The sequence below is a fragment of the Streptomyces sp. NBC_00414 genome (assembly GCF_036038375.1).
In the GTDB taxonomy this organism is placed as follows: domain Bacteria; phylum Actinomycetota; class Actinomycetes; order Streptomycetales; family Streptomycetaceae; genus Streptomyces.
The window spans coordinates 9,061,246-9,081,485 of record NZ_CP107935.1; the positions used below are offsets into that span (position 1 = coordinate 9,061,246).

The 20,240-nt window shown below is 71.0% G+C and carries 19 protein-coding genes; 13 read left to right on the plus strand and 6 right to left on the minus strand.

From position 1 onward, the window contains the following. Window positions 1–105: 105 nt before the first annotated feature. Genes OHS59_RS38860 through OHS59_RS38875 form a run of 4 tightly spaced genes read left to right on the plus strand, consistent with a single transcriptional unit; the run spans window position 106 to window position 4,964 of the window. On the plus strand, window positions 106–702 hold the full coding sequence (locus OHS59_RS38860; protein ID WP_328498010.1) for a (2Fe-2S)-binding protein: 597 nt from the start codon (window positions 106–108) through the stop codon (window positions 700–702). After that, window positions 699–1,691, plus strand: coding sequence for an FAD binding domain-containing protein (locus OHS59_RS38865; protein ID WP_328498011.1), 993 nt, complete (start codon window positions 699–701; stop codon window positions 1,689–1,691). The genes OHS59_RS38860 and OHS59_RS38865 overlap by 4 nt, the downstream gene beginning before the upstream one ends. Then, a complete protein-coding gene (locus OHS59_RS38870; protein WP_328498012.1) occupies window positions 1,688–3,817 on the plus strand; it encodes a xanthine dehydrogenase family protein molybdopterin-binding subunit in 2,130 nt (709 codons plus the stop codon). The genes OHS59_RS38865 and OHS59_RS38870 overlap by 4 nt, the downstream gene beginning before the upstream one ends. Next, window positions 3,810–4,964 (plus strand): XdhC/CoxI family protein, encoded by a 1,155-nt coding sequence (locus tag OHS59_RS38875; RefSeq protein WP_328498013.1) that lies wholly within the window; start codon window positions 3,810–3,812, stop codon window positions 4,962–4,964. The genes OHS59_RS38870 and OHS59_RS38875 overlap by 8 nt, the downstream gene beginning before the upstream one ends. Window positions 4,965–5,041: 77 nt before the next feature. Here OHS59_RS38875 and OHS59_RS38880 read toward each other — a convergent pair whose 3' ends face one another. Genes OHS59_RS38880 through OHS59_RS38890 form a run of 3 tightly spaced genes read right to left on the minus strand, consistent with a single transcriptional unit; the run spans window position 5,042 to window position 8,447 of the window. After that, window positions 5,042–5,914 (minus strand): geranyl diphosphate 2-C-methyltransferase, encoded by an 873-nt coding sequence (locus OHS59_RS38880; RefSeq protein ID WP_328498014.1) that lies wholly within the window; start codon window positions 5,912–5,914, stop codon window positions 5,042–5,044. Window positions 5,915–5,961: 47 nt separating this feature from the next. After that, window positions 5,962–7,020: a family 2 encapsulin nanocompartment cargo protein terpene cyclase gene (locus tag OHS59_RS38885; RefSeq protein WP_328498015.1), complete on the minus strand. Its 1,059-nt coding sequence runs from the start codon at window positions 7,018–7,020 to the stop codon at window positions 5,962–5,964. Continuing rightward, window positions 7,017–8,447: a family 2B encapsulin nanocompartment shell protein gene (locus tag OHS59_RS38890; protein ID WP_328498016.1), complete on the minus strand. Its 1,431-nt coding sequence runs from the start codon at window positions 8,445–8,447 to the stop codon at window positions 7,017–7,019. Before OHS59_RS38890 ends, OHS59_RS38885 begins: the two co-directional genes overlap by 4 nt. Window positions 8,448–8,906: 459 nt before the next feature. On the opposite strand from OHS59_RS38890, the gene paaA reads away from it, so the two are divergent. The 8 genes from paaA to OHS59_RS38930 all read left to right on the plus strand — a co-directional run bounded on the left by paaA (window position 8,907) and on the right by OHS59_RS38930 (window position 15,871). Further along, window positions 8,907–9,911 carry a 1,2-phenylacetyl-CoA epoxidase subunit PaaA gene (paaA, locus tag OHS59_RS38895; RefSeq protein ID WP_328498017.1) on the plus strand — a complete coding sequence of 335 codons (1,005 nt, stop codon included), beginning with the start codon at window positions 8,907–8,909 and terminating at the stop codon, window positions 9,909–9,911. Next, window positions 9,908–10,252, plus strand: a complete 345-nt coding sequence (gene paaB / locus OHS59_RS38900; RefSeq protein ID WP_328498018.1) for a 1,2-phenylacetyl-CoA epoxidase subunit PaaB — start codon at window positions 9,908–9,910, stop codon at window positions 10,250–10,252. Before paaA ends, paaB begins: the two co-directional genes overlap by 4 nt. A gap of 10 nt (window positions 10,253–10,262) precedes the next feature. Next, window positions 10,263–11,090 carry a 1,2-phenylacetyl-CoA epoxidase subunit PaaC gene (gene paaC, locus OHS59_RS38905; RefSeq protein ID WP_328498019.1) on the plus strand — a complete coding sequence of 276 codons (828 nt, stop codon included), beginning with the start codon at window positions 10,263–10,265 and terminating at the stop codon, window positions 11,088–11,090. Beyond that, window positions 11,084–11,608, plus strand: coding sequence for a 1,2-phenylacetyl-CoA epoxidase subunit PaaD (gene paaD, locus OHS59_RS38910; RefSeq protein ID WP_328498020.1), 525 nt, complete (start codon window positions 11,084–11,086; stop codon window positions 11,606–11,608). The genes paaC and paaD overlap by 7 nt, the downstream gene beginning before the upstream one ends. Beyond that, entirely contained in the window at window positions 11,608–12,804 is a 1,197-nt protein-coding gene (paaE, locus tag OHS59_RS38915) for a 1,2-phenylacetyl-CoA epoxidase subunit PaaE (protein ID WP_328498021.1), read from the plus strand. The genes paaD and paaE overlap by 1 nt, the downstream gene beginning before the upstream one ends. Window positions 12,805–12,972: 168 nt before the next feature. Continuing rightward, on the plus strand, window positions 12,973–14,337 hold the full coding sequence (locus OHS59_RS38920; RefSeq protein WP_328498022.1) for an FAD-dependent oxidoreductase: 1,365 nt from the start codon (window positions 12,973–12,975) through the stop codon (window positions 14,335–14,337). A 188-nt stretch (window positions 14,338–14,525) separates the two neighbouring features. Next, the gene (locus tag OHS59_RS38925; RefSeq protein WP_328498023.1) at window positions 14,526–15,227 is read left to right on the plus strand and encodes an SDR family oxidoreductase; all 702 of its coding nucleotides are present in this window, start codon (window positions 14,526–14,528) and stop codon (window positions 15,225–15,227) included. A 71-nt stretch (window positions 15,228–15,298) separates the two neighbouring features. After that, window positions 15,299–15,871 (plus strand): TetR/AcrR family transcriptional regulator, encoded by a 573-nt coding sequence (locus OHS59_RS38930; RefSeq protein ID WP_328498024.1) that lies wholly within the window; start codon window positions 15,299–15,301, stop codon window positions 15,869–15,871. A gap of 100 nt (window positions 15,872–15,971) precedes the next feature. On the opposite strand, the gene OHS59_RS38935 is transcribed toward OHS59_RS38930, so the two are convergent. Both OHS59_RS38935 and OHS59_RS38940 read right to left on the minus strand, forming a co-directional pair. Further along, the gene (locus OHS59_RS38935; RefSeq protein WP_328498025.1) at window positions 15,972–16,682 is read right to left on the minus strand and encodes an HAD family hydrolase; all 711 of its coding nucleotides are present in this window, start codon (window positions 16,680–16,682) and stop codon (window positions 15,972–15,974) included. Window positions 16,683–16,702: 20 nt separating this feature from the next. Further along, window positions 16,703–17,179 (minus strand): Lrp/AsnC family transcriptional regulator, encoded by a 477-nt coding sequence (locus OHS59_RS38940; RefSeq protein ID WP_328498026.1) that lies wholly within the window; start codon window positions 17,177–17,179, stop codon window positions 16,703–16,705. A 253-nt stretch (window positions 17,180–17,432) separates the two neighbouring features. Between OHS59_RS38940 and OHS59_RS38945 the strand changes: the two genes are divergently transcribed. Next, window positions 17,433–18,917 carry an FUSC family protein gene (locus OHS59_RS38945; RefSeq protein ID WP_328498027.1) on the plus strand — a complete coding sequence of 495 codons (1,485 nt, stop codon included), beginning with the start codon at window positions 17,433–17,435 and terminating at the stop codon, window positions 18,915–18,917. A 59-nt stretch (window positions 18,918–18,976) separates the two neighbouring features. Here the strand turns inward: OHS59_RS38945 and OHS59_RS38950 are convergent, their stop codons facing one another. Beyond that, window positions 18,977–20,116 carry a PQQ-dependent sugar dehydrogenase gene (locus OHS59_RS38950; protein ID WP_328498028.1) on the minus strand — a complete coding sequence of 380 codons (1,140 nt, stop codon included), beginning with the start codon at window positions 20,114–20,116 and terminating at the stop codon, window positions 18,977–18,979. Window positions 20,117–20,240 lie beyond the last annotated feature (124 nt).

Genomic DNA, 20,240 nt, shown 5'->3' on the forward strand with positions numbered 1-20,240 from the left:
CACGCGGTGGCATCCCCCCACCCGACACGTCTTAGCGTTTTCCGTTCTCTCTGCCTGCCGGACCGTCCTCGTGGGGTGGTCCGGGAATGCGAAAGAAGGCTGATCATGGCCACAGCGCCCTCGTCGACGTACAGCGCCGTCACTTTGAACATCAATGGCGAGAAGCACACGCTGACCGTCGACCACCGCACCACCCTGCTCGACGCACTGCGCGAGCGCCTCGATATGACCGGCACCAAAAAAGGCTGTGACCAGGGGCAATGCGGGGCATGTACCGTCCTGCTCGACAAACGCCGGACCGTGTCCTGTCTGCAACTGGCGGTGGCGGCCGAAGGCCGCGAGATCACCACCATCGAAGGCGTCGCCGAGGGCGATCAGCTGCACGCCGTGCAGCAGGCGTTCCTCGACCTCGACGGCTACCAGTGCGGCTACTGCACACCTGGCCAGATCTGTTCGGCCGTCGCGGTGATCGAGGAGCACGCCGCCGGATGGCCGAGCGCCGTCACCGACGACGTACGCCCCGAAGCCGGGCCACCGCCGCTGACAGCCGAGGAGATCCGCGAGCGCATGAGCGGCAACCTCTGCCGCTGCGGCGCGTACGTCTCGATCGTGCAGGCGGTCGCCCGCGCGGCCGAGGCCGACGCCCACGCGCGAGCCGCCCAGGACGCGCAGGGCACCGAGCACGAAGGGGCAGCGGCATGAAGGAGTTCGGATATCAGCGCGCGGTCGACGTCTCAGGAGCCCTCGCGCTCCTCGACGCCGACCCGGACGCCCGCTTCCTCGGCGGCGGCACCAACCTCGTCGACCTGATGAAGACCGGCGTCGAGCGGCCCGGCCGGCTCGTCGACGTACGTGAACTCCCGCTGGACCGCATCGAGTCGACCGAGGACGGCGGACTGCGCATCGGCGCGACCGTCACCAACAGCGACCTCGCCGCGCACCCCGACGTGCGCCGTCGCTACCCGGCCCTGACCCAGGCGGTACTGGCAGGCGCCTCCGGGCAGCTGCGCAACATGGCGACCGTCGGCGGGAACCTGCTGCAGCGCACCCGCTGCGGCTACTTCGCCGACGTGTCCAAGCCGTGCAACAAGCGGGACCCCGGCAGCGGCTGCCCCGCGATCGAGGGCGAGCACCACAACCACGCGATCCTGGGCGCCTCCGACCACTGCGTGGCCACCCACCCCTCCGACCTGGGCGTGGCACTGACGGCCTTCGACGCCGTCGTCACCTACGAGACGGCCGACGGACCGGGCGAGCTGCCCCTCACCGAGTTCTACCTCCCGGTGGGCGACACCCCGCACCTGGAGACCGCCCTGCCGCCGGGCGCCCTGATCACCGGCGTCGTCCTGCCACCCGCCCCGGTGGCCGCCAACTCCCGCTACCGCAAGGTGCGCGAGCGGGCCTCGTACGCCTTCGCGATCGGCTCGATCGCCGCCGCGCTCGACGTCCGGGACGGCGTCGTGCACGAGGTGCGCCTGGCCTTCGGGGCCGTCGCGTCCCGGCCGTGGCGGGCCCACGCGGCCGAACGGGCCCTCACCGGCGGACCGGTCGACGCCGAGGCGTTCGCCGCTGCCGCCGACGCCGAACTGGCGGCCGCCCGGCCGCTGCCGCACAACGGATACAAGGTGACACTCATGCGCAACCTCGTCGTCGCCGTGCTGAGCGAGCTCGCCGAGGAGGCCGCCCGATGACCACCACCACGACCGGGATCAGGGCGGTACAGGCCGTCGGCACCGCGCACACCCGTGTGGAGGGCCGGGACAAGGTCACCGGAGCGGCCCGCTACGCGGCCGAGATCCCCTTCACCGACCTGGCCCACGGCTGGCTCGTGCTGTCGACGGTCACCCGTGGCCGTGTCAGCTCGGTCGAGGACGGTCCGGTCCTGGAGATGCCGGGCGTGCTGGCAGTCCTGCACCACGGGAACGCCCCGCGGGTCGAGACCGACTACGTCGGCATGCTCGGTATGCCGCCGGACCCGACCATCGCCGTCTTCCAGCACGACCGGGTGCCGCACGCGGGATGGCCGGTGGCGCTGGTCGTCGCCGAGACCTCCGAGCAGGCCAGGGAGGCCGCCGAGGCGCTGGTCGTGCACTACGAGGAGGAGGCGCACGACGTCACCTTCGCCAAAGAGCACCCGGACGCGTACTCGATCCCCGGCCCCGGCGGACCGGGGGTGACGGAGAAGGGCGACCTCGACGCCGAACTGGCCGCGTCCGCCGTCGTCCTGGACGCCGAGTACTCCACGCCGGAGGAGCACCACAACTCGATGGAGCCCCACGCGGCGACCGCCCTGTGGGACGGAGGCCGGCTGGAGGTCGTGGACTCCAACCAGGGCACGATCTGGGTCGCGGCCGAACTCGCGAGTCTCTTCTCCCTCGACCCGGCCTCGGTGCACGTGCGCTCCGAGCACGTCGGCGGCGGCTTCGGCAGCAAGGGCGTCCGCGCCCACCAGGTGGCCGCGGTGATGGCCGCGACCGTCCTGTCGCGCCCCGTCCGGGTCGTCATGACCCGCCGTCAGATGTTCTCGCTCGCCGGCTACCGCAGCCCCACGACCCAGCGGGTCCGGCTCGGCGCCGACGCCGACGGACGGCTGCGCGCGCTGGAGCACAGCTGCCTGAGCCTCACCTCGACCGTGTACGAGTTCATCGAGTCGGGCGCGGGCCCCGCGCGGGTCATGTACGACGCCCCCGCCCACCACACCGCCAACCGGGTCGTACGGCTCGATGTGCCGAGTCCGACGTTCATGCGCGCTCCCGGCGAGGCGCCCGGATCGTTCGCGCTGGAGTCGGCGCTCGACGAGCTCGCCGAGAAGACCGGCATCGACCCGATCGAGCTGCGCGTGCGCAACGAGCCCGCGGCGGGTCCGGTCTCCGGACTGCCGTTCAGCAGCCGCAACCTGCCCGCCTGCTTCCAGGAGGGTGCCCGCAGGTTCGGCTGGGCCGACCGGGACCCCCGTCCGGGCCTGCGCAGGGACGGACGCTGGCTGCTGGGCACCGGCACGGCGGCGGCCTCCTTCTTCGCGGGAGCGATGCCGTCCACCGCCGCCGCGACCGCCGAGGCCGACGGCACCTTCACCGTGCGGATCAACGCCGCGGACATCGGCACCGGGGCACGCACGGCGCTCACCCTGGTCGCCGCCGACGCGCTCCAGGTACCGACCGACCGCGTGCGGGTGCACATCGGGGACAGCGACTTCGGCCCGGCGATGATCGCGGGTGGCTCGATGGGCACCCGGTCGTGGGCCTGGGCGGTCACGGCCGCGGCCGACGAACTGCGGGAGCGGGTCGCCCTGAGCGACGGCATCCCGCCGGAGGGCATCACCGTACGGTCGGACACCACCGCCGCCATCGGAGCCCTTTCCCAGAAGGAACGGCACTCCTTCGGAGCACAGTTCGCCGAGGTCGCCGTCGACGTGACCACCGGAGAGGTGCGCGTACGCCGCATGCTCGGCATCTTCGCCGCCGGGCGCATCGTCAACCCGCTCACGGCCCGTGGCCAGTTCATCGGCGGAATGATCTGGGGCATCTCCATGGCCCTGCACGAGGAGGCGGTGCGGGACCAGAACACCGGCGCCCTCTACGGCGGCGACCTCGCGGGCTATCACGTGGCCAGCAACGCCGACGTACCGCTCATCGAGGCGGACTGGGTGGACGACCCGGACCCGGACGACCCGGTCGGGATCAAGGGCATCGGCGAGATCGGCATCGTCGGGGCCGCGGCGGCGATCGCCAACGCCGTCTGGCACGCGACCGGCGTACGTCACCGCACCCTGCCGATCAGGCCGGACCGCGTGCTCACGGCAGGCCCGGATGCTTGACATCGCCGACGAGCTGTCCCGCTGGGTCGAGGAGGGCCGCGAGTTCGCGGTGGCCACCGTGGTGGCCGTCGGCGGCAGCGCGCCGCGCGGTCCGGGCGCGGCCCTCGCGGTCGACAGCGAGGGCACGGTCATCGGCTCGGTCTCCGGCGGCTGCGTGGAAGGCGCGGTCTACGACCTGTGCGTGCAGGCGCTGCAGGACGGGGAGAGCGTCGTCGAGCGGTTCGGCTACAGCGACGAGGACGCCTTCGCGGTCGGCCTGACCTGCGGCGGGGTGCTCGACATCATGATCACCCCGGTCGGCGCGGAAGCACCTGCCCGTGAGGTGTTCCGTTCGGCCCTGTCGGCTGCCGCCTCGGGCGAACCCAGGGCCCTCGCCCGGGTCGTCCGGGGCCCGGCCGAACTCCTGGGCAAGGCCCTGCTGGTGCATCCCGACGGCTCGTACGAGGGGTCGTTCGACAGTGGTGCCACGGAGCTGGACCGGACGGCGGCGGCCGAGGCGCGGGCGATGCTGGACGGCGGACGCACCGGCACCCTCGACCTCTCGGAGGACGGCACGAACTGTCCCGGCGGGCTCACCCTGCTCGTCGAGTCGAACGTGCCGCCGCCGCGGATGATCGTGTTCGGAGCGATCGACTTCGCGGCGGCGCTCGTCCGGGCCGGCAAGTTCCTCGGCTACCACGTGACGGTGTGCGACGCCCGTCCCGTGTTCGCCACCCGGGCCCGCTTCCCCGAGGCCGACGACCTGGTCGTCGACTGGCCGCACCGCTATCTGCGGGGCACCGCCACCGACGGGCGCACGGTGCTGTGCGTGCTCACCCACGACGCCAAGTTCGACATCCCGCTGCTGGAGCAGGCCCTGCGGTTGCCGGTCGCGTTCGTCGGAGCGATGGGCTCGCGCCGCACCCACGCGGACCGTGACCGGCGACTGCGTGAAGTCGGTCTGACGGAGGCGGAGTTGGCGCGGCTGCGGTCGCCGATCGGCCTCGACCTCGGGGCCCGTACGCCCGAGGAGACGGCCCTGTCCATCGCCGCGGAGATCGTCGCGGCCCGGCGCGGCGGAACGGGGGCTCCCCTCACGGGCTCAGGAACCCCAATCCACCGCGACGGGGTGCAACGGGACGCGACGAAGGCAGCGGAGGCCGCCTGACGTTCCGAACGGCCCTGGCCGCCCCGCCCGCCGATCACGGCGGGCGGGGCGGCCGGCGTCAGCCCACCGGCCGTCCGTCAGACGCGGTCGGCCACGATGAGCAGGTACTGGAAACTGCCGTTCCGGTAGGCGTTCAGGAACGTTTCCTCGATGCCGGTGACCAGATGGCGGGCCTGCCGGCGCAGCTCCCAGTAGGGGATCGTGTCGGCGGTGAGATCCTGCACATGGACGGGTACGAGGCGATTGCGGGCCATCGCGCGGAAGTACTCCGAGCGCGGATGGATGTCGCAGATGTAGTGCGCGTTGATGAGCGACACCTCACGGGAGGCCCGCCCGTAGGTGTCGTTGTAGCAGCCGGTGATCGTCACATAGCGGCCCCCGCGGCGCAGCAGACGGGCGTGCTCGGCGAAGAGCAGGTCCAACTCCACGTACATGGTGGACTCGTTGTTCCAGGAAGCCGCGTACGCGCCGGTGTCCAGCCCGGTGTCGAGCATGTTCCGGTGGTGGTAGCGCACCTGTTGGTCGATGCTCCGCTTGCGGGCCTGTTCGTTGGCGAAGTCGGCCTGTTTCCTGGAGAGCGTCACACCGTCGGCGTGGCAGCCGTATCGCAGATGGGCCACCACGCTGCCGCCGCCGCGCCCGCAGCCGGCGTCGAAGACACGGTCGGCGGGGGAGAGGTCGCCCAGCTGGGAGGCGAGCAGATCGGCCTGGGCCTGTTCCAGCCGGTGCAGTTCGGCGGTGACCCTGTCAGGGTCCGAGCCGGAGCCCTGGTCGAGCACGGACCGGTCGACGGCTCCGATGCCGTAGTGATGGTGATAGAGGTCGTCGAGCTTCCCCAGTTCGAGGTTGACCGGGTTCTCCTCGGCGTTCCAGTAGTCCGCGACGCGGCTCTGGTACGTGGACTGACTCGGCACCGGTGCTGTCGTGGTCTCGGCGTCGGCGATGGTCAAGTGTGCACTCCTCGTGGCGCGATGGTGGTGGGCCGGGACAGCCGTCGTCACCAGTAGTTGGGCAGGTGGTAGCGGTGGGAGTTGGTCGAGTGCCATTCGTGGTTTCCGGACACCCACGAGGCCAGGCCCTCGGCGTAGCGCGCGACAAGGGGTGAGGTGGCGGACAGGGCCGCCGATTCCTCCTCGAACGCTTCCATGATTCTGTTGTGGATCTCGACGGCCTCCAGATAGGCGGCCTTCAGCCCGCACCGCTCGTTGGCGGCGATGACCTGGGGCAGGTTCAGATGGGTGGGGTCGGAGGCCAGTTCCTTGGTGAAGGAGTACAGGTCGTTGACGATCGTGGTGGCGTTGCACGCGAGCGCCGTGATCCGCTGGATCTCGGGCCGGGCGTACAGGGCTTCGGGCAGTTCGTAGCCGTCCACCGCGTCCACGATCGACAGACAGGGCCGGAAGTTGTTGAACTGCCGCATCACCAGGTACTCCCAGACCCGCGGCACGTACCGGATCTCGGACCAGGCGGCCTCCGCGAGATAGCCCATGTGCAGCCGGGCCAGGTCGTGCACGATCCGGTCGGTCTGGCTGGGCGTGGCGAGCTCGCCGTAGTCCCGCAAGGCGTGGTGGTACGAGCGCAGCGGGCCGTCGGCGTCCATGCCGCGGCGCCACTCCTCCTCCAGCTCGGGAGTGCCGTGGTACGGATCGAGGGCGGACTGGGCCATGATCAGCCGCCCGCCCAGCCCGCGTGAGGCGCCGCCCCTGCCCTCGACCTCCTCGCAGTAGCAGTCGTCGACGACGTTCTCGGCGAGCAGCAGTTTCCCGGCCGCCGTGAGGTGGTCGAGGCTGATCGCGCCGGGGTGCTGGAGCACGACCGCCCGGCCGCACTGGAACCCCGCGAAGTCCCCCGTCCAGCTCTGCGGGAACAGGTCCAGCGAACGGGCCCAGGCCTCCAGCCTGCCGTCGATCTCCGCGGCCTTCTCCGGGTCCGCCGGCACGGCGGGCCGGTACCGCAGCCCGGGCACCGCGCCGCCCCGGCGGCTCGTGGTGGCGCGGGCGAGATTCGGCGGCCCGGGCAGCCGCGGCGCCGGACCGGACACGGGCGGGGCGCTCACTCCGCGGTCCGCCCGACCTGGACGTTCTCCAGGATTCCCGCCGCGTCGGGAACGAGGATCGCCATCGAGTAGTAGGCGGTGACCAGGTAGTTCATGATCGCGGTGGTGTCGATGTTCATGAACCGCACGTTGAGCCCCGGCTGGTACTCCTCGGGAATGCCGGTCTGGTACAGGCCCACGACGCCCTGGTCGGCCTCGCCGGTGCGCAGCGCGATGACGCTGCTGGTGTGCTGCGGGCTGATCGGGATCTTGCCGCAGGGCAGGAACGGCACCCCGCGCCACGCGGGCACCTCGTGGCCTTCGACGGTGGTCGTGCCGGGGACGAGACCACGTCGGTTGCACTGCCTGAAGAAGGCGGCGATCGTCTTCGGGTGGGCCAGGAACACGCGGGTCTTGCGGCGCATCGACAGCAGTTCGTCGAGGTCGTCGGGTGTCGGCGGGCCGGAGAACGTGCTGACGCGCTGGGCGTTGTCGATGTTGTGCAGCAGTCCGAACTCGCGGTTGTTGACCAGCTCCCACTCCTGGCGTTCGCGGATCTCCTCGATGGCCAGGCGCAGTTGCTGCTCGGTCTGGTTCATCGGGCTGTTGTAGAGGTCCGCGACCCGGGTGTGGACGCGCAGGACCGTCTGGGTGAGCGACAGCTCGTACTCGCGCGGGGCGAGGTCGTAGTCGACGAAGCCGCCGGAGAGGGTCGGTTCGCCCACGTGCCCCGCCTGCATGGGGACGTCGGCCTCGCCCTTGCGGTTCATGGGCTTGCTCTGTCGCTCCGCGAACGCGGCCAGCTGCGCGGCGAGGGACGGCGTGCGTTCCACGAACTGTTCGAGGCTGTCCCAGTTGAGGGTCAGCACCACGCCCGCGGTGTCGGCCCGTACCGAGTTGTGCCAGCGCGGATCCTCCTGGCCGATGGCCTCGTCACCCAGCTGGTCGCCGTCCGTGACGACCCCGGTGACCTCCTCCTCGCCGTACTTTCCGGGGGTGTAGCGGGTGAACCTGCCGTGGACGACGAGATAGGCCTCCGTCACGGGCTGTCCGGCGTCGAAGAGGACCTGGCCGGCGCGCACCTCCCGCACCCGGAAGCGTGCGGCGATCTCCCGCAGGGCCGCCGTGTCGGAGTAGCCGCGCAGGGCGGGCAGCTCGGTGAGGGTCTCGGGGATGACCTTGATGTCGTCCGCGCCGTTCTGGTCGAACTGCACCCGGCCCCGGCCCACGCGGAGCTGCAGTCGCCGGTTGACCCGGTAGGTGCCGCCCTTGACGTCCACCCACGGCAGCATCTTGAGCAGCCAGCGCGAGGTGATGGCCTGCATCTGCGGTTCGGACTTGGTGGTCGTCGCGAGCTGACGCGCGGCCCGGGTGCCGAGGCTGGTGAACCGCGGCTCGTCGCCGGGAGGGCCGGCGGCGCTGTCGGGGGGACTTTCCGGGGCAGTCACATGTCCTCCGAATACGTCATGCGAGTACGTGATCCCAATGCGTGAGCGGTCGTAGAGGTGATGCGCGGGAGCGTGAACGGGCGGGGCGGCGGCCGAGTGGTGAGGCCGGCTGGACACTGCGTGCCGCCTGTAAAGCCAAACAGCCACGGGTGGCGGCCGGGAACAGCGTGAAAGGGGCGTGTTCGCGCCTCGGAAGGTGCGGATCAGCCGCACGGGGCGGCGCGAAGGCGACCCTGTGCTCCCACGCCGGTCGAAAGCCTCGCGCGACCGGCGCGGAAGGCGCGCGAGCGGCTCGGTCGCGGAATCCGTATGACCCTGTTTCACCCTTGAGGGCCGTTTCGGGACGGACGGGGCGCCCCACCCGCCGGGCGCGCCGTTGATCGGGCCCGGGTCTTGCCCGGTCGGCAGAAAGGCGTCACACTGATACCGAACGAATGGTCGGTAGGGAAGCTGGTATCGATGACCACGACACACTCCGCCGAGACGGCCCTCCCGGAGCAGTTGTTGCAGGAGCACTTCGACGCGACGATCGCGCGGGACCAGCGGATCGAGCCCCGCGACTGGATGCCCGACGGCTATCGCAGGACACTCGTCCGGCAGATCGCGCAGCACGCGCACTCGGAGATCATCGGAATGCAGCCCGAGGGCGAGTGGATCACCCGCGCCCCGTCGCTGCGCCGCAAGGCCATCCTGTTCGCCAAGGTCCAGGACGAGGCCGGGCACGGCCTGTATCTGTACTCGGCCGCCGAGACGCTGGGCGCCGACCGCGCGGACCTGACCGAGCGGCTGATCGAGGGGCGCCAGAAGTACTCGTCGATCTTCAACTACCCGACTCCGACGTTCGCCGACGTCGGCGTGATCGGCTGGTTCGTGGACGGCGCGGCGATCTGCAACCAGGTCCCGCTGTGCAGGAGTTCGTACGGGCCCTACGCGCGGGCGATGGTGCGGATCTGCAAGGAGGAATCGTTCCACCAGCGGCAGGGCTACGAACTGCTGCTGACGATGATGCGCGGCACCGAGGCGCAGCGTGCCATGGTCCAGGAGTCGGTGGACCGCTGGTGGTGGCCCTCGCTCATGATGTTCGGCCCGCCCGACGGCGACTCGCCCAACTCGGCGGCCTCGATGGCCTGGAAGATCAAGCGGCACACCAACGACGAACTGCGTCAGCGGTTCGTCGACATGACCGTCCCGCAGGCCGAGAAGCTGGGTGTGACCCTCCCGGACCCGGAGCTGCGCTGGAACGCGGAGCGCGGCCGCAACGACTTCGGCACCCCCGACTGGTCCGAGCTCAAGCGGGTCATCGGCGGCGACGGACCGTGCAACGCGGAGCGGGTGGAGCGGCGCAGGTCCGCCCACGAGGACGGCGCCTGGGTGCGGGAGGCGGCCACCGCCCACGCGGCCAAGCAGGCGCGGCGCGCGCGTGAACGTGATCGTGATGATGAACGTGAAGGAGCGGTGGCATGAGCGACACCACCCCGGGCCCCGCATCGGGCGCCACCCCGGACACCGCTTCGGCCGCAGGCAGGGGCGACTGGCCGCTGTACGAGGTCTTCGTGCGCGGCAAGCGCGGGCTGAACCACGTCCATGTGGGCTCCCTGCACGCCGCCGACGACACGATGGCCCTCACCCACGCGCGCGACCTCTACACCCGCCGCAACGAGGGCGTCTCGATCTGGGTGGTGCGCTCCGAGCACATCGCCGCGTCCACCCGCGACGAGAAGGACCCGTTCTTCGCGCCGAGCGCCGACAAGGTCTACCGCCACCCGACCTTCTACGACATCCCCGACGACGTCCCGCACATCTGAGGAGCAGGGCATGAGCGACGACCATGTCTACCTGTCCCTCGCCGAGGGACACGAGGACGACACCCGCTGGGCGTACGGCACCGGCTTCGAGGACCCGCTGCACGGGGTGGACACCACCGTGCCCGAGGGCGTCGACGCCGCGTCGCTGGCCGCGGACTGCGTGGCCCTCGCCGACGACGCCCTGGTGAGCGCCCAGCGGCTGGCCGAGTGGACCACCCGCGCCCCCGAGCTGGAGGAGGAGGTCGCACTCGCCAACATCGGCCTCGACCTCCTCGGCCAGGCCCGCCTGCTCTACGCACGCGCGGGCCAGGCCGACGGCACCGGGCGCGGCGAGGACGCGTACGCCTACTTCCGGGACGCGGACGACTTCAGGAACGTCCGGCTGGCCGAACTGCCGGGCGGGGACTTCGCGTTCTCGATCGTCCGGCTGCTGGTGCTGTCCAGCTGGCGGCTCGCCCACTTCGAGGGGCTGTCGTCGCATCCCGACCCGGTCCTGGCGGCCGTCGCGGCGAAGGGCGTCAAGGAGCTGACCTACCACCGGCAGTACGCGGCCGAGTGGGTCGTGCGCCTGGGCGACGGCACGGACGAGTCGCACCGCCGCGCGCGGAAGGCGATGGAGCAGGTCGCCCCTTACTTCGGTGAGCTGTTCACGGCGTACGACGTACGGGACGAGGTCGTCGCCGTCCTGCGGCAGGTCACCGACGCGGCCGGGCTGCCCATGCCGGTGTACCGGCCGCTGCCCGGGGCCGGCCGTACCGGGGAGCACACCGAGCATCTGGCGCCCCTGCTGGCCGAGTTGCAGAGCGTGGCCCGTGCGCACCCGGAGGCGACATGGTGACCGGCGCGACCGTCGAGACGGACCTCCGACGCGCCAGGCGCATCGCCGAGCAGGTGCCGGACCCCGAACTGCCCATGCTCACGCTGGCCGACCTCGGCGTGCTGCGCGGGGTCGAGACGACCGGGGACGGCACCGTGGTCGCGAGCCTGACACCGACCTACTCGGGTTGTCCCGCGATGGCCGAGATGCGCGCGGACGTGGCGGCCAGGCTGCGCGGCGCGGGGTACGCGCGCGTGGAGATCCGTACGGTCCTGGACCCGCCGTGGACCAGCGACTGGATCACTGCGGAGGGCCGGCGCAAGCTCACCGAGCACGGGATCGCGCCGCCGGGAGCGGCACCCCGGTACGCCACCGGTCCGGTGCCTCTCGTGCTGACTCCCACCCGCCGCACGGTGGCATGTCCGCTCTGCGGTTCGGCGGACACCGAGGAGACCTCCCGTTTCGCCGCCACGTCCTGCAAGGCCCTGTGGCGCTGCCGCGCCTGCCGCGAGCCGTTCGAGTACGTCAAGGAGATCTGATGGAAGGCCTGAGGGAAGAGCCGGCGCGAGGCCTGACGGACGCCCCGTCCGCCACGGCGGCGGCCCCCGCCCCAGCCGTGGCCCCGGCGCCCGCCGCCTCCGCCGCCGCGCCGGCGGTGCGTCCGCGTGTCCGCCGCCGCCCGGCCTTCCACTCCCTGCGCGTGGCCGCCGTGCAGCCGCTGTGCGAGGACGCGGCCGCCGTGAGCTTCGAGATCCCGGCGGAGCTGGCGGCGGAGTTCGCCTTCGCGCCCGGTCAGTCGCTGACGCTGCGGCGCGAGGTCGAGGGACGGGACGAGCGGCGCTCGTACTCGATCTGCTCACCGGCCGGTTCGGCGCCGCGCATCGGTGTGCGGGTGGTTCCGGGCGGTCTGTTCTCGGCCTGGCTCGTGCGGGAGGTGCGTCCCGGCGACACGGTCGAGGTGATGGCCCCCACCGGCACGTTCACGCCCGACCTCACCGCGCCCGGCCACCACGTGCTGGTGGCGGCCGGTTCCGGTGTCACGCCGATGCTCTCCATCGCCGAGTCCGCCCTGGCCGCGGACCCGCGCTCCACGGTCACCCTCTTCTACGGCAACCGGCGCACGGACACGGTGATGTTCGCCGACGAGCTGGCGGATCTGAAGGACCTGTATCCCTCCCGCTTCCAGCTCGCCCATGTGCTGTCCCGTGAGCCCCGCGAGGCCGAGGCGCTGTCCGGGCGCCTCGACGCGGAGCGGCTCTCGGCGCTGGTCGGCTCGCTGGTCGACGTGAAGTCGGCGGACCACTGGTGGCTGTGCGGACCGCACGGCATGGTCGTCGACGCCCAGCGGGTCCTGACCGGCCTCGGCGTGCCCGGCGACCGCGTCCACCGGGAGCTGTTCTACGCGGACGACGAGCCCGTACGAGAGGTACGTCACGAGGAGGCGGCCGTACAGGGGCCCGTCAGCCAGGTCACCGTCACGCTCGACGGCCGCTCCACCACCTCCGCCCTGGTCAGGGACCGGAGTCTGCTCGAAGGCGCCCAGCGGACCCGTCCCGATCTGCCCTTCGCCTGCAAGGGTGGCGTCTGCGGCACCTGCCGTGCTCTGATCACCGACGGCAAGGCCGACATGCGCCGCAACTTCGCCCTGGAGGACGCCGAGGTCGACGCGGGCTACGTCCTGACCTGCCAGTCGTACCCGGTCTCCGAGACGCTGACCGTGGACTACGACAGCTGAGGCGACGGTCGGCCGGCGGGAGACCGGCCGGCCGACCGGCACGGGCACGGATATCACTCATAAGTCGGCCTTATGGGGTCATAGATCCAGCCCGACTACTGACTTAGGATTACCTTAGTTTAGGCTCCCGGTGAGTACTTCTGATCACCGCTCGAAGGGAACCTGATCATGCCTCGCCCCCTGCGGGTAGCCATAGTCGGAGCCGGCCCCGCCGGGATCTACGCCGCCGACGCGCTGTTGAAGTCCGCAGTGGCCGTCGAGCCCGGTGTCTCCATCGACCTCTTCGAGCGGATGCCGGCCCCCTTCGGCCTGATCCGCTACGGCGTCGCCCCCGACCATCCGCGCATCAAGGGCATCATCACCGCCCTGCACCAGGTGCTCGACAAGCCGCAGGTCCGCCTCTTCGGCAACGTCGACTACCCGGGCGACGTCAACCTCGACGACCTGCGCGCCTTCTACGACGCGGTGATCTTCTCCACCGGGGCGACGGCCGACCGGCACCTCGACATACCCGGCATCGGGCTCGAAGGCTCGTACGGCGCGGCGGACTTCGTGTCCTGGTACGACGGGCACCCGGACGTGCCGCGGACCTGGCCGCTGGAGGCCGAGAAGGTCGCCGTCCTCGGCGTCGGCAACGTGGCGCTCGACGTGGCCCGCATCCTCGCCAAGACCGCGGAGGAACTGCTGCCGACCGAGATCCCGCCGAACGTCCACGAAGGGCTCAAGGCCAACAAGGCCCTGGAGGTCCACGTCTTCGGCCGCCGCGGCCCGGCGCAGGCGAAGTTCAGCCCGCTGGAGCTGCGGGAGCTGGACCACTCGCCGAACATCGAGGTCATCGTCGACCCCGAGGACATCGACTACGACGACGGCTCGATCGCGACCCGGCGTGGCAACAAGCAGGCCGACATGGTCGCGAAGACCCTGGAGAACTGGGCGATCCGCGACGTCGGCGAGCGGCGGCACAAGCTGTTCCTGCACTTCTTCGAGTCGCCGACCGAGATCCTCGGCGAGGACGGCAAGGTCGTCGGCCTGCGCACCGAGCGCACCGCCCTCGACGGCACCGGCAACGTCAAGGGCACCGGCGAGTTCAAGGACTGGGACCTCGGCGCGGTCTACCGCGCGGTGGGCTACCTTTCCGACAAGCTCCCCAAGCTGCCCTGGGACGTCGACTCCGGCACGGTCCCGGACAAGGCCGGCCGGGTGATCCAGGAGACCGGCGAGCACCTGACGTCGACGTACGTCACCGGCTGGATCCGGCGCGGTCCGGTGGGCCTCATCGGTCACACCAAGGGCGACGCCAACGAGACGGTCGCCAGCCTGCTCGCCGACCACGAGGGCGGCCGTCTGCAGACGCCCGCCTCACCGGACCCCGAGTCGGTGGACGCGTTCCTCACCGACCGGAACGTCCGCTTCACCACGTGGGAGGGCTGGTACCGCCTTGACGCCGCCGAGAAGGCGCTAGGGGAGCCCCAGGGGCGCGAGCGGGTGAAGCTCGTGGAGCGCGAGGACATGCTCGACGCCAGCGGAGCGTAGGCGCGGACCTGGGCGTAGAACTTACGCGTCAACGGGAGTGGCCCCAGCTGTGACAGCTGGGGCCACTCCCGTTTTCCGTCCACTCCTCCGTTCGTCCGGCTTGCATTGTGAAACCGATCGGTTTACCTTTTCAGGGAAGGGAAACCGATCGGTTTCCACATCGTGTGTGCTGAGGTTCGGAGAGAGTCATGACCGCAATCGAGGGTTCCGTCGTCCTGGTCACCGGTGGCGGCAGGGGAATCGGCAAGGCGTTGGTGGACGGGCTCTTCGAGCGGGGAGCGAAGAAGGTGTACGCCACCGCCCGCGACCCGCGGACCGTCAAGGACACCCGGGCCGTGCCGCTGGCCCTGGAGGTCACCGACCCCGCGTCCGTCGCGGCCGCCGCCGAGCAGGCCGGCGACATCACCGTCCTGATCAACAACGCGGGTGTCTCCATGCACACCTCGTTCCTGGACTCGCCGGTCGAGGACGTGCGCAAGGACTTCGAGACGAACTTCTACGGGCCGCTGCTCACCGCCCGGGCGTTCGTTCCCGTGATCGAGCGCAACGGCGGCGGGCACATCCTGAACGTCCACTCCGTGCTGTCGTGGATCGGCCTGGCCGGCTCGTACAGCGCGTCCAAGGCGGCGCTCTGGTCCCAGACCAACTCCCTGCGGCTCGACCTCGCCCCGCGCGGGATCAGCGTCACCGGGCTGCACGTCGGGTACGTCGACACCGACATGACCGCGGCGATCGACGCACCCAAGTCGTCGCCCGTGGACGTGGCGTCCCAGGCACTCGACGGTATCGAGAGCGGAGCCTTCGAAGTCCTCGCCGACGACCTGACCCGCCAGGTCAAGTCCGGACTCTCGGCGGACCTTTCGGTCCTGTACCCGCAGCTGGTCGCCTGACCGGCGTGCTGACCGGCACCCGGTAGACCGATCGGTTTCAACGGATCGCGCGACGGAGGTAGCCTCGGGCCATGGCGACCACCACGGACAAGGCATCCACGAGGGACCGGCTGCTGGACGCGGCCACGGAGCTCTTCTACCGCGACGGCGTCTCCCTCGGCGTCGAGGCGCTGTGCCGGGCCGCCGGGGTGTCCAAGCGCTCCATGTACCAGCTCTTCGCGAGCAAGGACGAGGTGCTTGCGGCGAGCCTGGAGCGGCGGGCGCCGGAGTACGGGCGAAGGCTCCACCTCGGCCCCGAGGACCCCCGGTCGCCCCGGGAGAAGATCCTGTACGTCTTCGAGCAGTTGGAACAGGCGTCGACGGAGGACGGCTACCGGGGATGCCCCTACCTGTCGGCCCTGGTGGAACTCAAGGATCCCGAGCACCCGGCGAGCGTCGTCGCCCTGCGCGTCAAGGGCACGCTGATCGAGGCCTTCCGCGTGGAGGCCGAGCGCGGCGGCGCCCGCGACCCGCTGCTCCTGGCCCGCCAGCTCACCCTGGTCTTCGACGGAGCGAGCGCCCGAGCCGGCGCGAAGGCGGAAACCCTGGCAGGCCTGACCACGACAACAGCCACAGCGCTACTGGACGCATCGGGCATGAAGTAGCGCCCCCGAAGGGGCGCGGAGAACGGCACGCCCACCCCTTGCTCTTAGGGGTGCGGGGAACTGCGCACCCCGCACCCACCACCCAAGCCAATACCCCACCTCAGACCGGCGGAGCCACCCGCTCGGACGCCCGAAGCCATTCATAGGCCGCCTCGGCCGTGAACTCCCCCTGTCCGCCCCGCAGCAGCAACCCCGCCGCGGCGAACGCGGGATCATCGGCCTGCGCCAAGACATAGGGCACGGCGATGCACCGCATACCCGCCGCCCGCGCCGCAACCACACCAGGCACGGCATCCTCAAGCACCACACAACGCCCCGGCGCAGCCCCCAGCCGCCGAGCAGCCTCCAGGAAGACGTCGGGCGCGGGCTTGCCGCGGGCGACCTCCTCCGCGGACACGACGACCCGCAGACGCTCACCCAGCCCCGTACCCGCCAGAATCGCCTCGATGGCCGACCGTGACGACCCCGAGGCCACCGCCATCGGAACCCCGGCACCGGCCAACAGCTCCACGAACCTGCGCATCTGCGGGTAGACCCGCGTCGACGCACGGGCCAGCTCCAGGTACCGCCGGTTCTTGTCGGCGAGAAGCTCGTCGGCCGAGGCGTCGAGACCGTACCGCTCCTTCCAGAGCGCGATCGTCTCCTGCGTGCTGATGCCGACGTACCGCTCGTGGTCGGCCCAGGTGAAGTCCGTGATGCCCTGCCCGGCGAGCGTCTGGCGTCCCGCCTCGAAGTAGTTGGGCTCGCTGTCCACGAGCGTCCCGTCGAGATCGAAGATGACCGAGGCCGAGATGCCGCCGAGATTGCTCATGGGGTCCAGGATGCCAATGATCAGCCCCGGGCGGCACGGCCGATCGACTCCACCAGCGGCAGCACCCGCTGCGGCACCCGCTCGCGCAGCGCCACCTCCGTCCGCGTACGAACGACCCCCGGCAGACTGATCAGCGCCTGGATCACATCCTCAAGGTGCCCGTTGTCGCGCGCCACGACCCGCGTCAGCAGATCCCCGCCACCGGTGATTGAGAACGCCTCGATGATCTCCGGCACGGCGGCCAGCGCGTCCCCCACGTCGTCGAGGTGCCCTTGGGTGACCTCGATGTGCACGAACGCGAGCACCGGGTGGCCCAGGGCGGCGGGGGACAGGGAGGGGGCCGCCCCGGTGATCACCCCGTCCCGTTCCAGCCGGTCGAGCCTCGCCTGCAGCGTGCCGCGGGCGACACCGAGGACGCGCGCGTACTCCCGCACGCTGGTGCGCGGCTGTTCCAGCAGCAGCCGGAGGATACGGGTGTCGAGTTCGTCCACGGCCATGGTCCGTTGGTCTCCCTGCTGTCTGGGCTGATCGTTCTCGACTGTACCAATGGCCCAGTGGATCGGACGCCTGTTGAGCCATTGCCCGTCTCCTGCATAACGTGGGGCCATTGATGGCGTCGTGAAGCGCCGGACGGCAAGGAAGCCGCACCGGACCGCGGCGCCTTTCCCATGCCTGCGAGCCCTGCCCACGAGGTCAAGCGCTCAGGGCGGGGCGACGCGAAGTGGGGGCGGGCTGCCGACGGTGAAGAAGATGTTCATGGCTCCGGATCCGGGGCTGCTACGGCTGCGGGTCTCGCTGCGGGCGGTGCTCGGCATCGGTCTCGCGGTGGCCCTGTCGGAGCTGGCCGGGCTCTCGCTGCCCGCCTCGATCACCGGGGGTCTCACCGCGCTCCTCGCGCTGTTCACGGTCGGCGACGCGACGGTGCGCGGCCAGGCGGTCACCACGGCCCTGCTGCCCGCCGTCGGCTTCCCCGTCCTGGCCCTCGCGGCCGTGCTGCACGCGGTGCCGACGCTGCGCGACGCGATGTGGCTCGTGGTGATCTTCTGCGGGGTGTACGCCCGCCGGTGGGGACCCCGCGGCCACGCGCTCGGCATCTTCGCGTTCATGACCTTCTTCATCACCCAGTTCCTGCACGCCGTCCCGGCCCAGCTTCCGCAGCTGTACGCCGCGATGGCCCTGTCGCTGGCAGCGGCCTCGGCGGTGCGGTTCGGCGCGTGGTGCATCGAACGGCGTACTCCGTCACCGGTCGCGCCCGCTGCGGCGGTCGGCCGCGGCCTTTCCCGGCCGACCACCCGCCAGGCCTTCCAGGCGACGGCGGCCTGCGCGTTCGCCGTCGCCGCGGGCCAGGTGCTCTCCCACGAGCGCTGGTACTGGGCCGTCGGCACCGCATGGTGGATCTTCGTCAACACGTCCTCGCGCGGCGAGACCCTCGTGCGCGGTTTCCGAAGGGTCCTGGGGACCGTCATCGGTATCGCGGTCGGTCTGGTGATCGCGGTTCCGCTGGACGGAGCCGCCGCTCCGACCGTGGGACTCGTCGCGGTCTGTGTGTTCGGCATCTTCTACGCGGCCGCGGTGTCGTACACGTGGATGATGCTGGCGGTGACGGTGATGGCGGGCCTGCTGTACGGGCTGCTGGGGGTGCTCGATCCGGCTCTGCTCGCTCTGCGGGTGATGGAGACGGGGGCGGGGGCGCTCGGCGCCGCGCTCGCCGTGCTGGCGGTGCTGCCCGTGACCACGCACGCCACCACCGACGCGTGGGTCCAGCGGGCCCTGCACTGCGTCCACGCCTGCACGTCGGAGGCCGCCGCCCGGCTGGCCGGCTCCGTGACCGCGGACCCGGCCAGGTATGTCGCCGAACTGGAACTGCTGCTGGGCCGGGTACGGCTCTCGCTGGCCCCGCTGGTGCACCCGCTCAGCCCGCTGCGGGCCCGCAGGGCGCGGGCCCGTCAGGTGATCGAGCTGCTGGACCAGTGCGCCCGGGAGGTGCGCGGCCTGGCATCGGTCGCCGCGGATCCCGACGCCTCCCACGACGCGAGGCTCGCTGCCGCCTGCTGGCGGGTCGAGGCAGCGGTGGAGTCACTGACCGCACGCGACGCGACGCGCGGCGAGATCGACGAACACCTCGCGGTGCCGCATCCTTCCGGCGGTGAACCGGCCCTGACCCATCTGCACGGCCTCGAAAGGGCGCTGCAAGCACTGGCCGTACCGTTGCGCGGCCCCGTCGCCCTCGCCTGACGGCATGCGACGCTCACGAGGGGCGCCGGCATGTGTTCCATGCCGGCCCCCGTCGTCGGTCAGCGGGCCGGGTCGATACGGGAGACGCGGCCACCGATGGCCAGCACGTACAGCTCGCCGTTGCCGCCCTGGACGAACGAGACGACCTCGCCGCCGTTGACCCCGAGGTCGCTCACCTCGGTCACCTCGCCGTTCTTCGTGCGCAGGGCGCGGATGGTTCCGTCGCAGTAGTCACTGAAGAGGTACTGGCCCCTCAGGCCCGGGATCGCGTTCCCCCGGTACACGTATCCGCCGGTCACCGAGCAGCCCAGGCCGGTGCGGTCGTACTCGTGGATCGGCGGGACATGGTTCGCCGGCTCCGTGCCGCCGCGGAAGGGATGGGTGCCCTCCATCTGCGACCAGCCGTAGTTCTCGCCGCCCTTGCTGCTCGCGGAGGCCCGGTCGATCTCCTCCCAGTCGCTCTGGCCGACGTCTCCGATCAGCAGATCGCCCGTGCCCTTGTCGAAGGAGAACCGCCACGGGTTGCGCAGCCCGTACGCCCAGATCTCGCCCTTCGCGTTCGGGTCGCCCACGAACGGGTTGTCGCGGGGGATCGCGTACGGCACCGCGCCCCTCGGGTCGATCCGCACGATCTTGCCCAGCAGCGTGTCGAGCTTCTGGCCGTTGCCGTGCGGGTCGCCGCCCGCGCCGCCGTCACCGAACGCGATGTAGAGGTATCCGTCGGGGCCGAACTTGATGTCACCGCCGTTGTGGTTCGAGTAGGGCTGCGTCTGGGTGAGTACGGTGCGCCGGGTGCTCGGCTGGATTCTGCCGTTCCGGACGGCGAACTCGTCCACGGTGCTGGTGCCTTCGAGGTTCGTGAACGAGATGTAGAAGTGCGCGAACTTCTTGTCGAAGGCGATGCCCAGCAGGCCGCGTTCGCCGTCGGTCGTGGTCTCCGCGGATATGTCGAGCACGGGCTCGCCGAGCCCGTGGCGGCCCAGGACCCTTACGGTTCCCGCGCGTTCGGCTATCCAGACCGTGCCCTTGGGCCCGGCGGTGCCGGCGATCGGATTCTGGGCCGTGGCCAGTGTCGTGAGCGCGATCTTCGCCGCCTGACGCGGCGCCGCGGGCTCATCGGCGGACGCCGTGGTCAGAGCGAGGGAAGCGACGAGACAGAAGGTGCTGATGATCGCTGAACTCCGGGCGCGAACTTTCACCGTGGTCCTCCTGGAAGCGGCGAACGGAGAGCACCCGGCTCCTTCGGACACGGTGAGGCGGGTGTCGCCCGCGTCCGCACGCAACGTGGGTGGGGGGATGGGTTGCTGCCGACGGCACATGAGA

What these genes read in the sequence shown, in the direction of transcription:
- OHS59_RS38860 (WP_328498010.1), top strand. Translation starts at nt 106, where the DNA reads ATGGCCACAGCGCCCTCGTCGACGTACAGCGCCGTCACTTTGAACATC.
- OHS59_RS38865 (WP_328498011.1), top strand. Translation starts at nt 699, where the DNA reads ATGAAGGAGTTCGGATATCAGCGCGCGGTCGACGTCTCAGGAGCCCTC.
- OHS59_RS38870 (WP_328498012.1), top strand. Translation starts at nt 1,688, where the DNA reads ATGACCACCACCACGACCGGGATCAGGGCGGTACAGGCCGTCGGCACC.
- OHS59_RS38875 (WP_328498013.1), top strand. Translation starts at nt 3,810, where the DNA reads ATGCTTGACATCGCCGACGAGCTGTCCCGCTGGGTCGAGGAGGGCCGC.
- paaA (WP_328498017.1), top strand. Translation starts at nt 8,907, where the DNA reads ATGACCACGACACACTCCGCCGAGACGGCCCTCCCGGAGCAGTTGTTG.
- paaB (WP_328498018.1), top strand. Translation starts at nt 9,908, where the DNA reads ATGAGCGACACCACCCCGGGCCCCGCATCGGGCGCCACCCCGGACACC.
- paaC (WP_328498019.1), top strand. Translation starts at nt 10,263, where the DNA reads ATGAGCGACGACCATGTCTACCTGTCCCTCGCCGAGGGACACGAGGAC.
- paaD (WP_328498020.1), top strand. Translation starts at nt 11,084, where the DNA reads ATGGTGACCGGCGCGACCGTCGAGACGGACCTCCGACGCGCCAGGCGC.
- paaE (WP_328498021.1), top strand. Translation starts at nt 11,608, where the DNA reads ATGGAAGGCCTGAGGGAAGAGCCGGCGCGAGGCCTGACGGACGCCCCG.
- OHS59_RS38920 (WP_328498022.1), top strand. Translation starts at nt 12,973, where the DNA reads ATGCCTCGCCCCCTGCGGGTAGCCATAGTCGGAGCCGGCCCCGCCGGG.
- OHS59_RS38925 (WP_328498023.1), top strand. Translation starts at nt 14,526, where the DNA reads ATGACCGCAATCGAGGGTTCCGTCGTCCTGGTCACCGGTGGCGGCAGG.
- OHS59_RS38930 (WP_328498024.1), top strand. Translation starts at nt 15,299, where the DNA reads ATGGCGACCACCACGGACAAGGCATCCACGAGGGACCGGCTGCTGGAC.
- OHS59_RS38935 (WP_328498025.1), bottom strand. Translation starts at nt 16,682, where the DNA reads ATGAGCAATCTCGGCGGCATCTCGGCCTCGGTCATCTTCGATCTCGAC.
- OHS59_RS38940 (WP_328498026.1), bottom strand. Translation starts at nt 17,179, where the DNA reads ATGGCCGTGGACGAACTCGACACCCGTATCCTCCGGCTGCTGCTGGAA.
- OHS59_RS38945 (WP_328498027.1), top strand. Translation starts at nt 17,433, where the DNA reads ATGTTCATGGCTCCGGATCCGGGGCTGCTACGGCTGCGGGTCTCGCTG.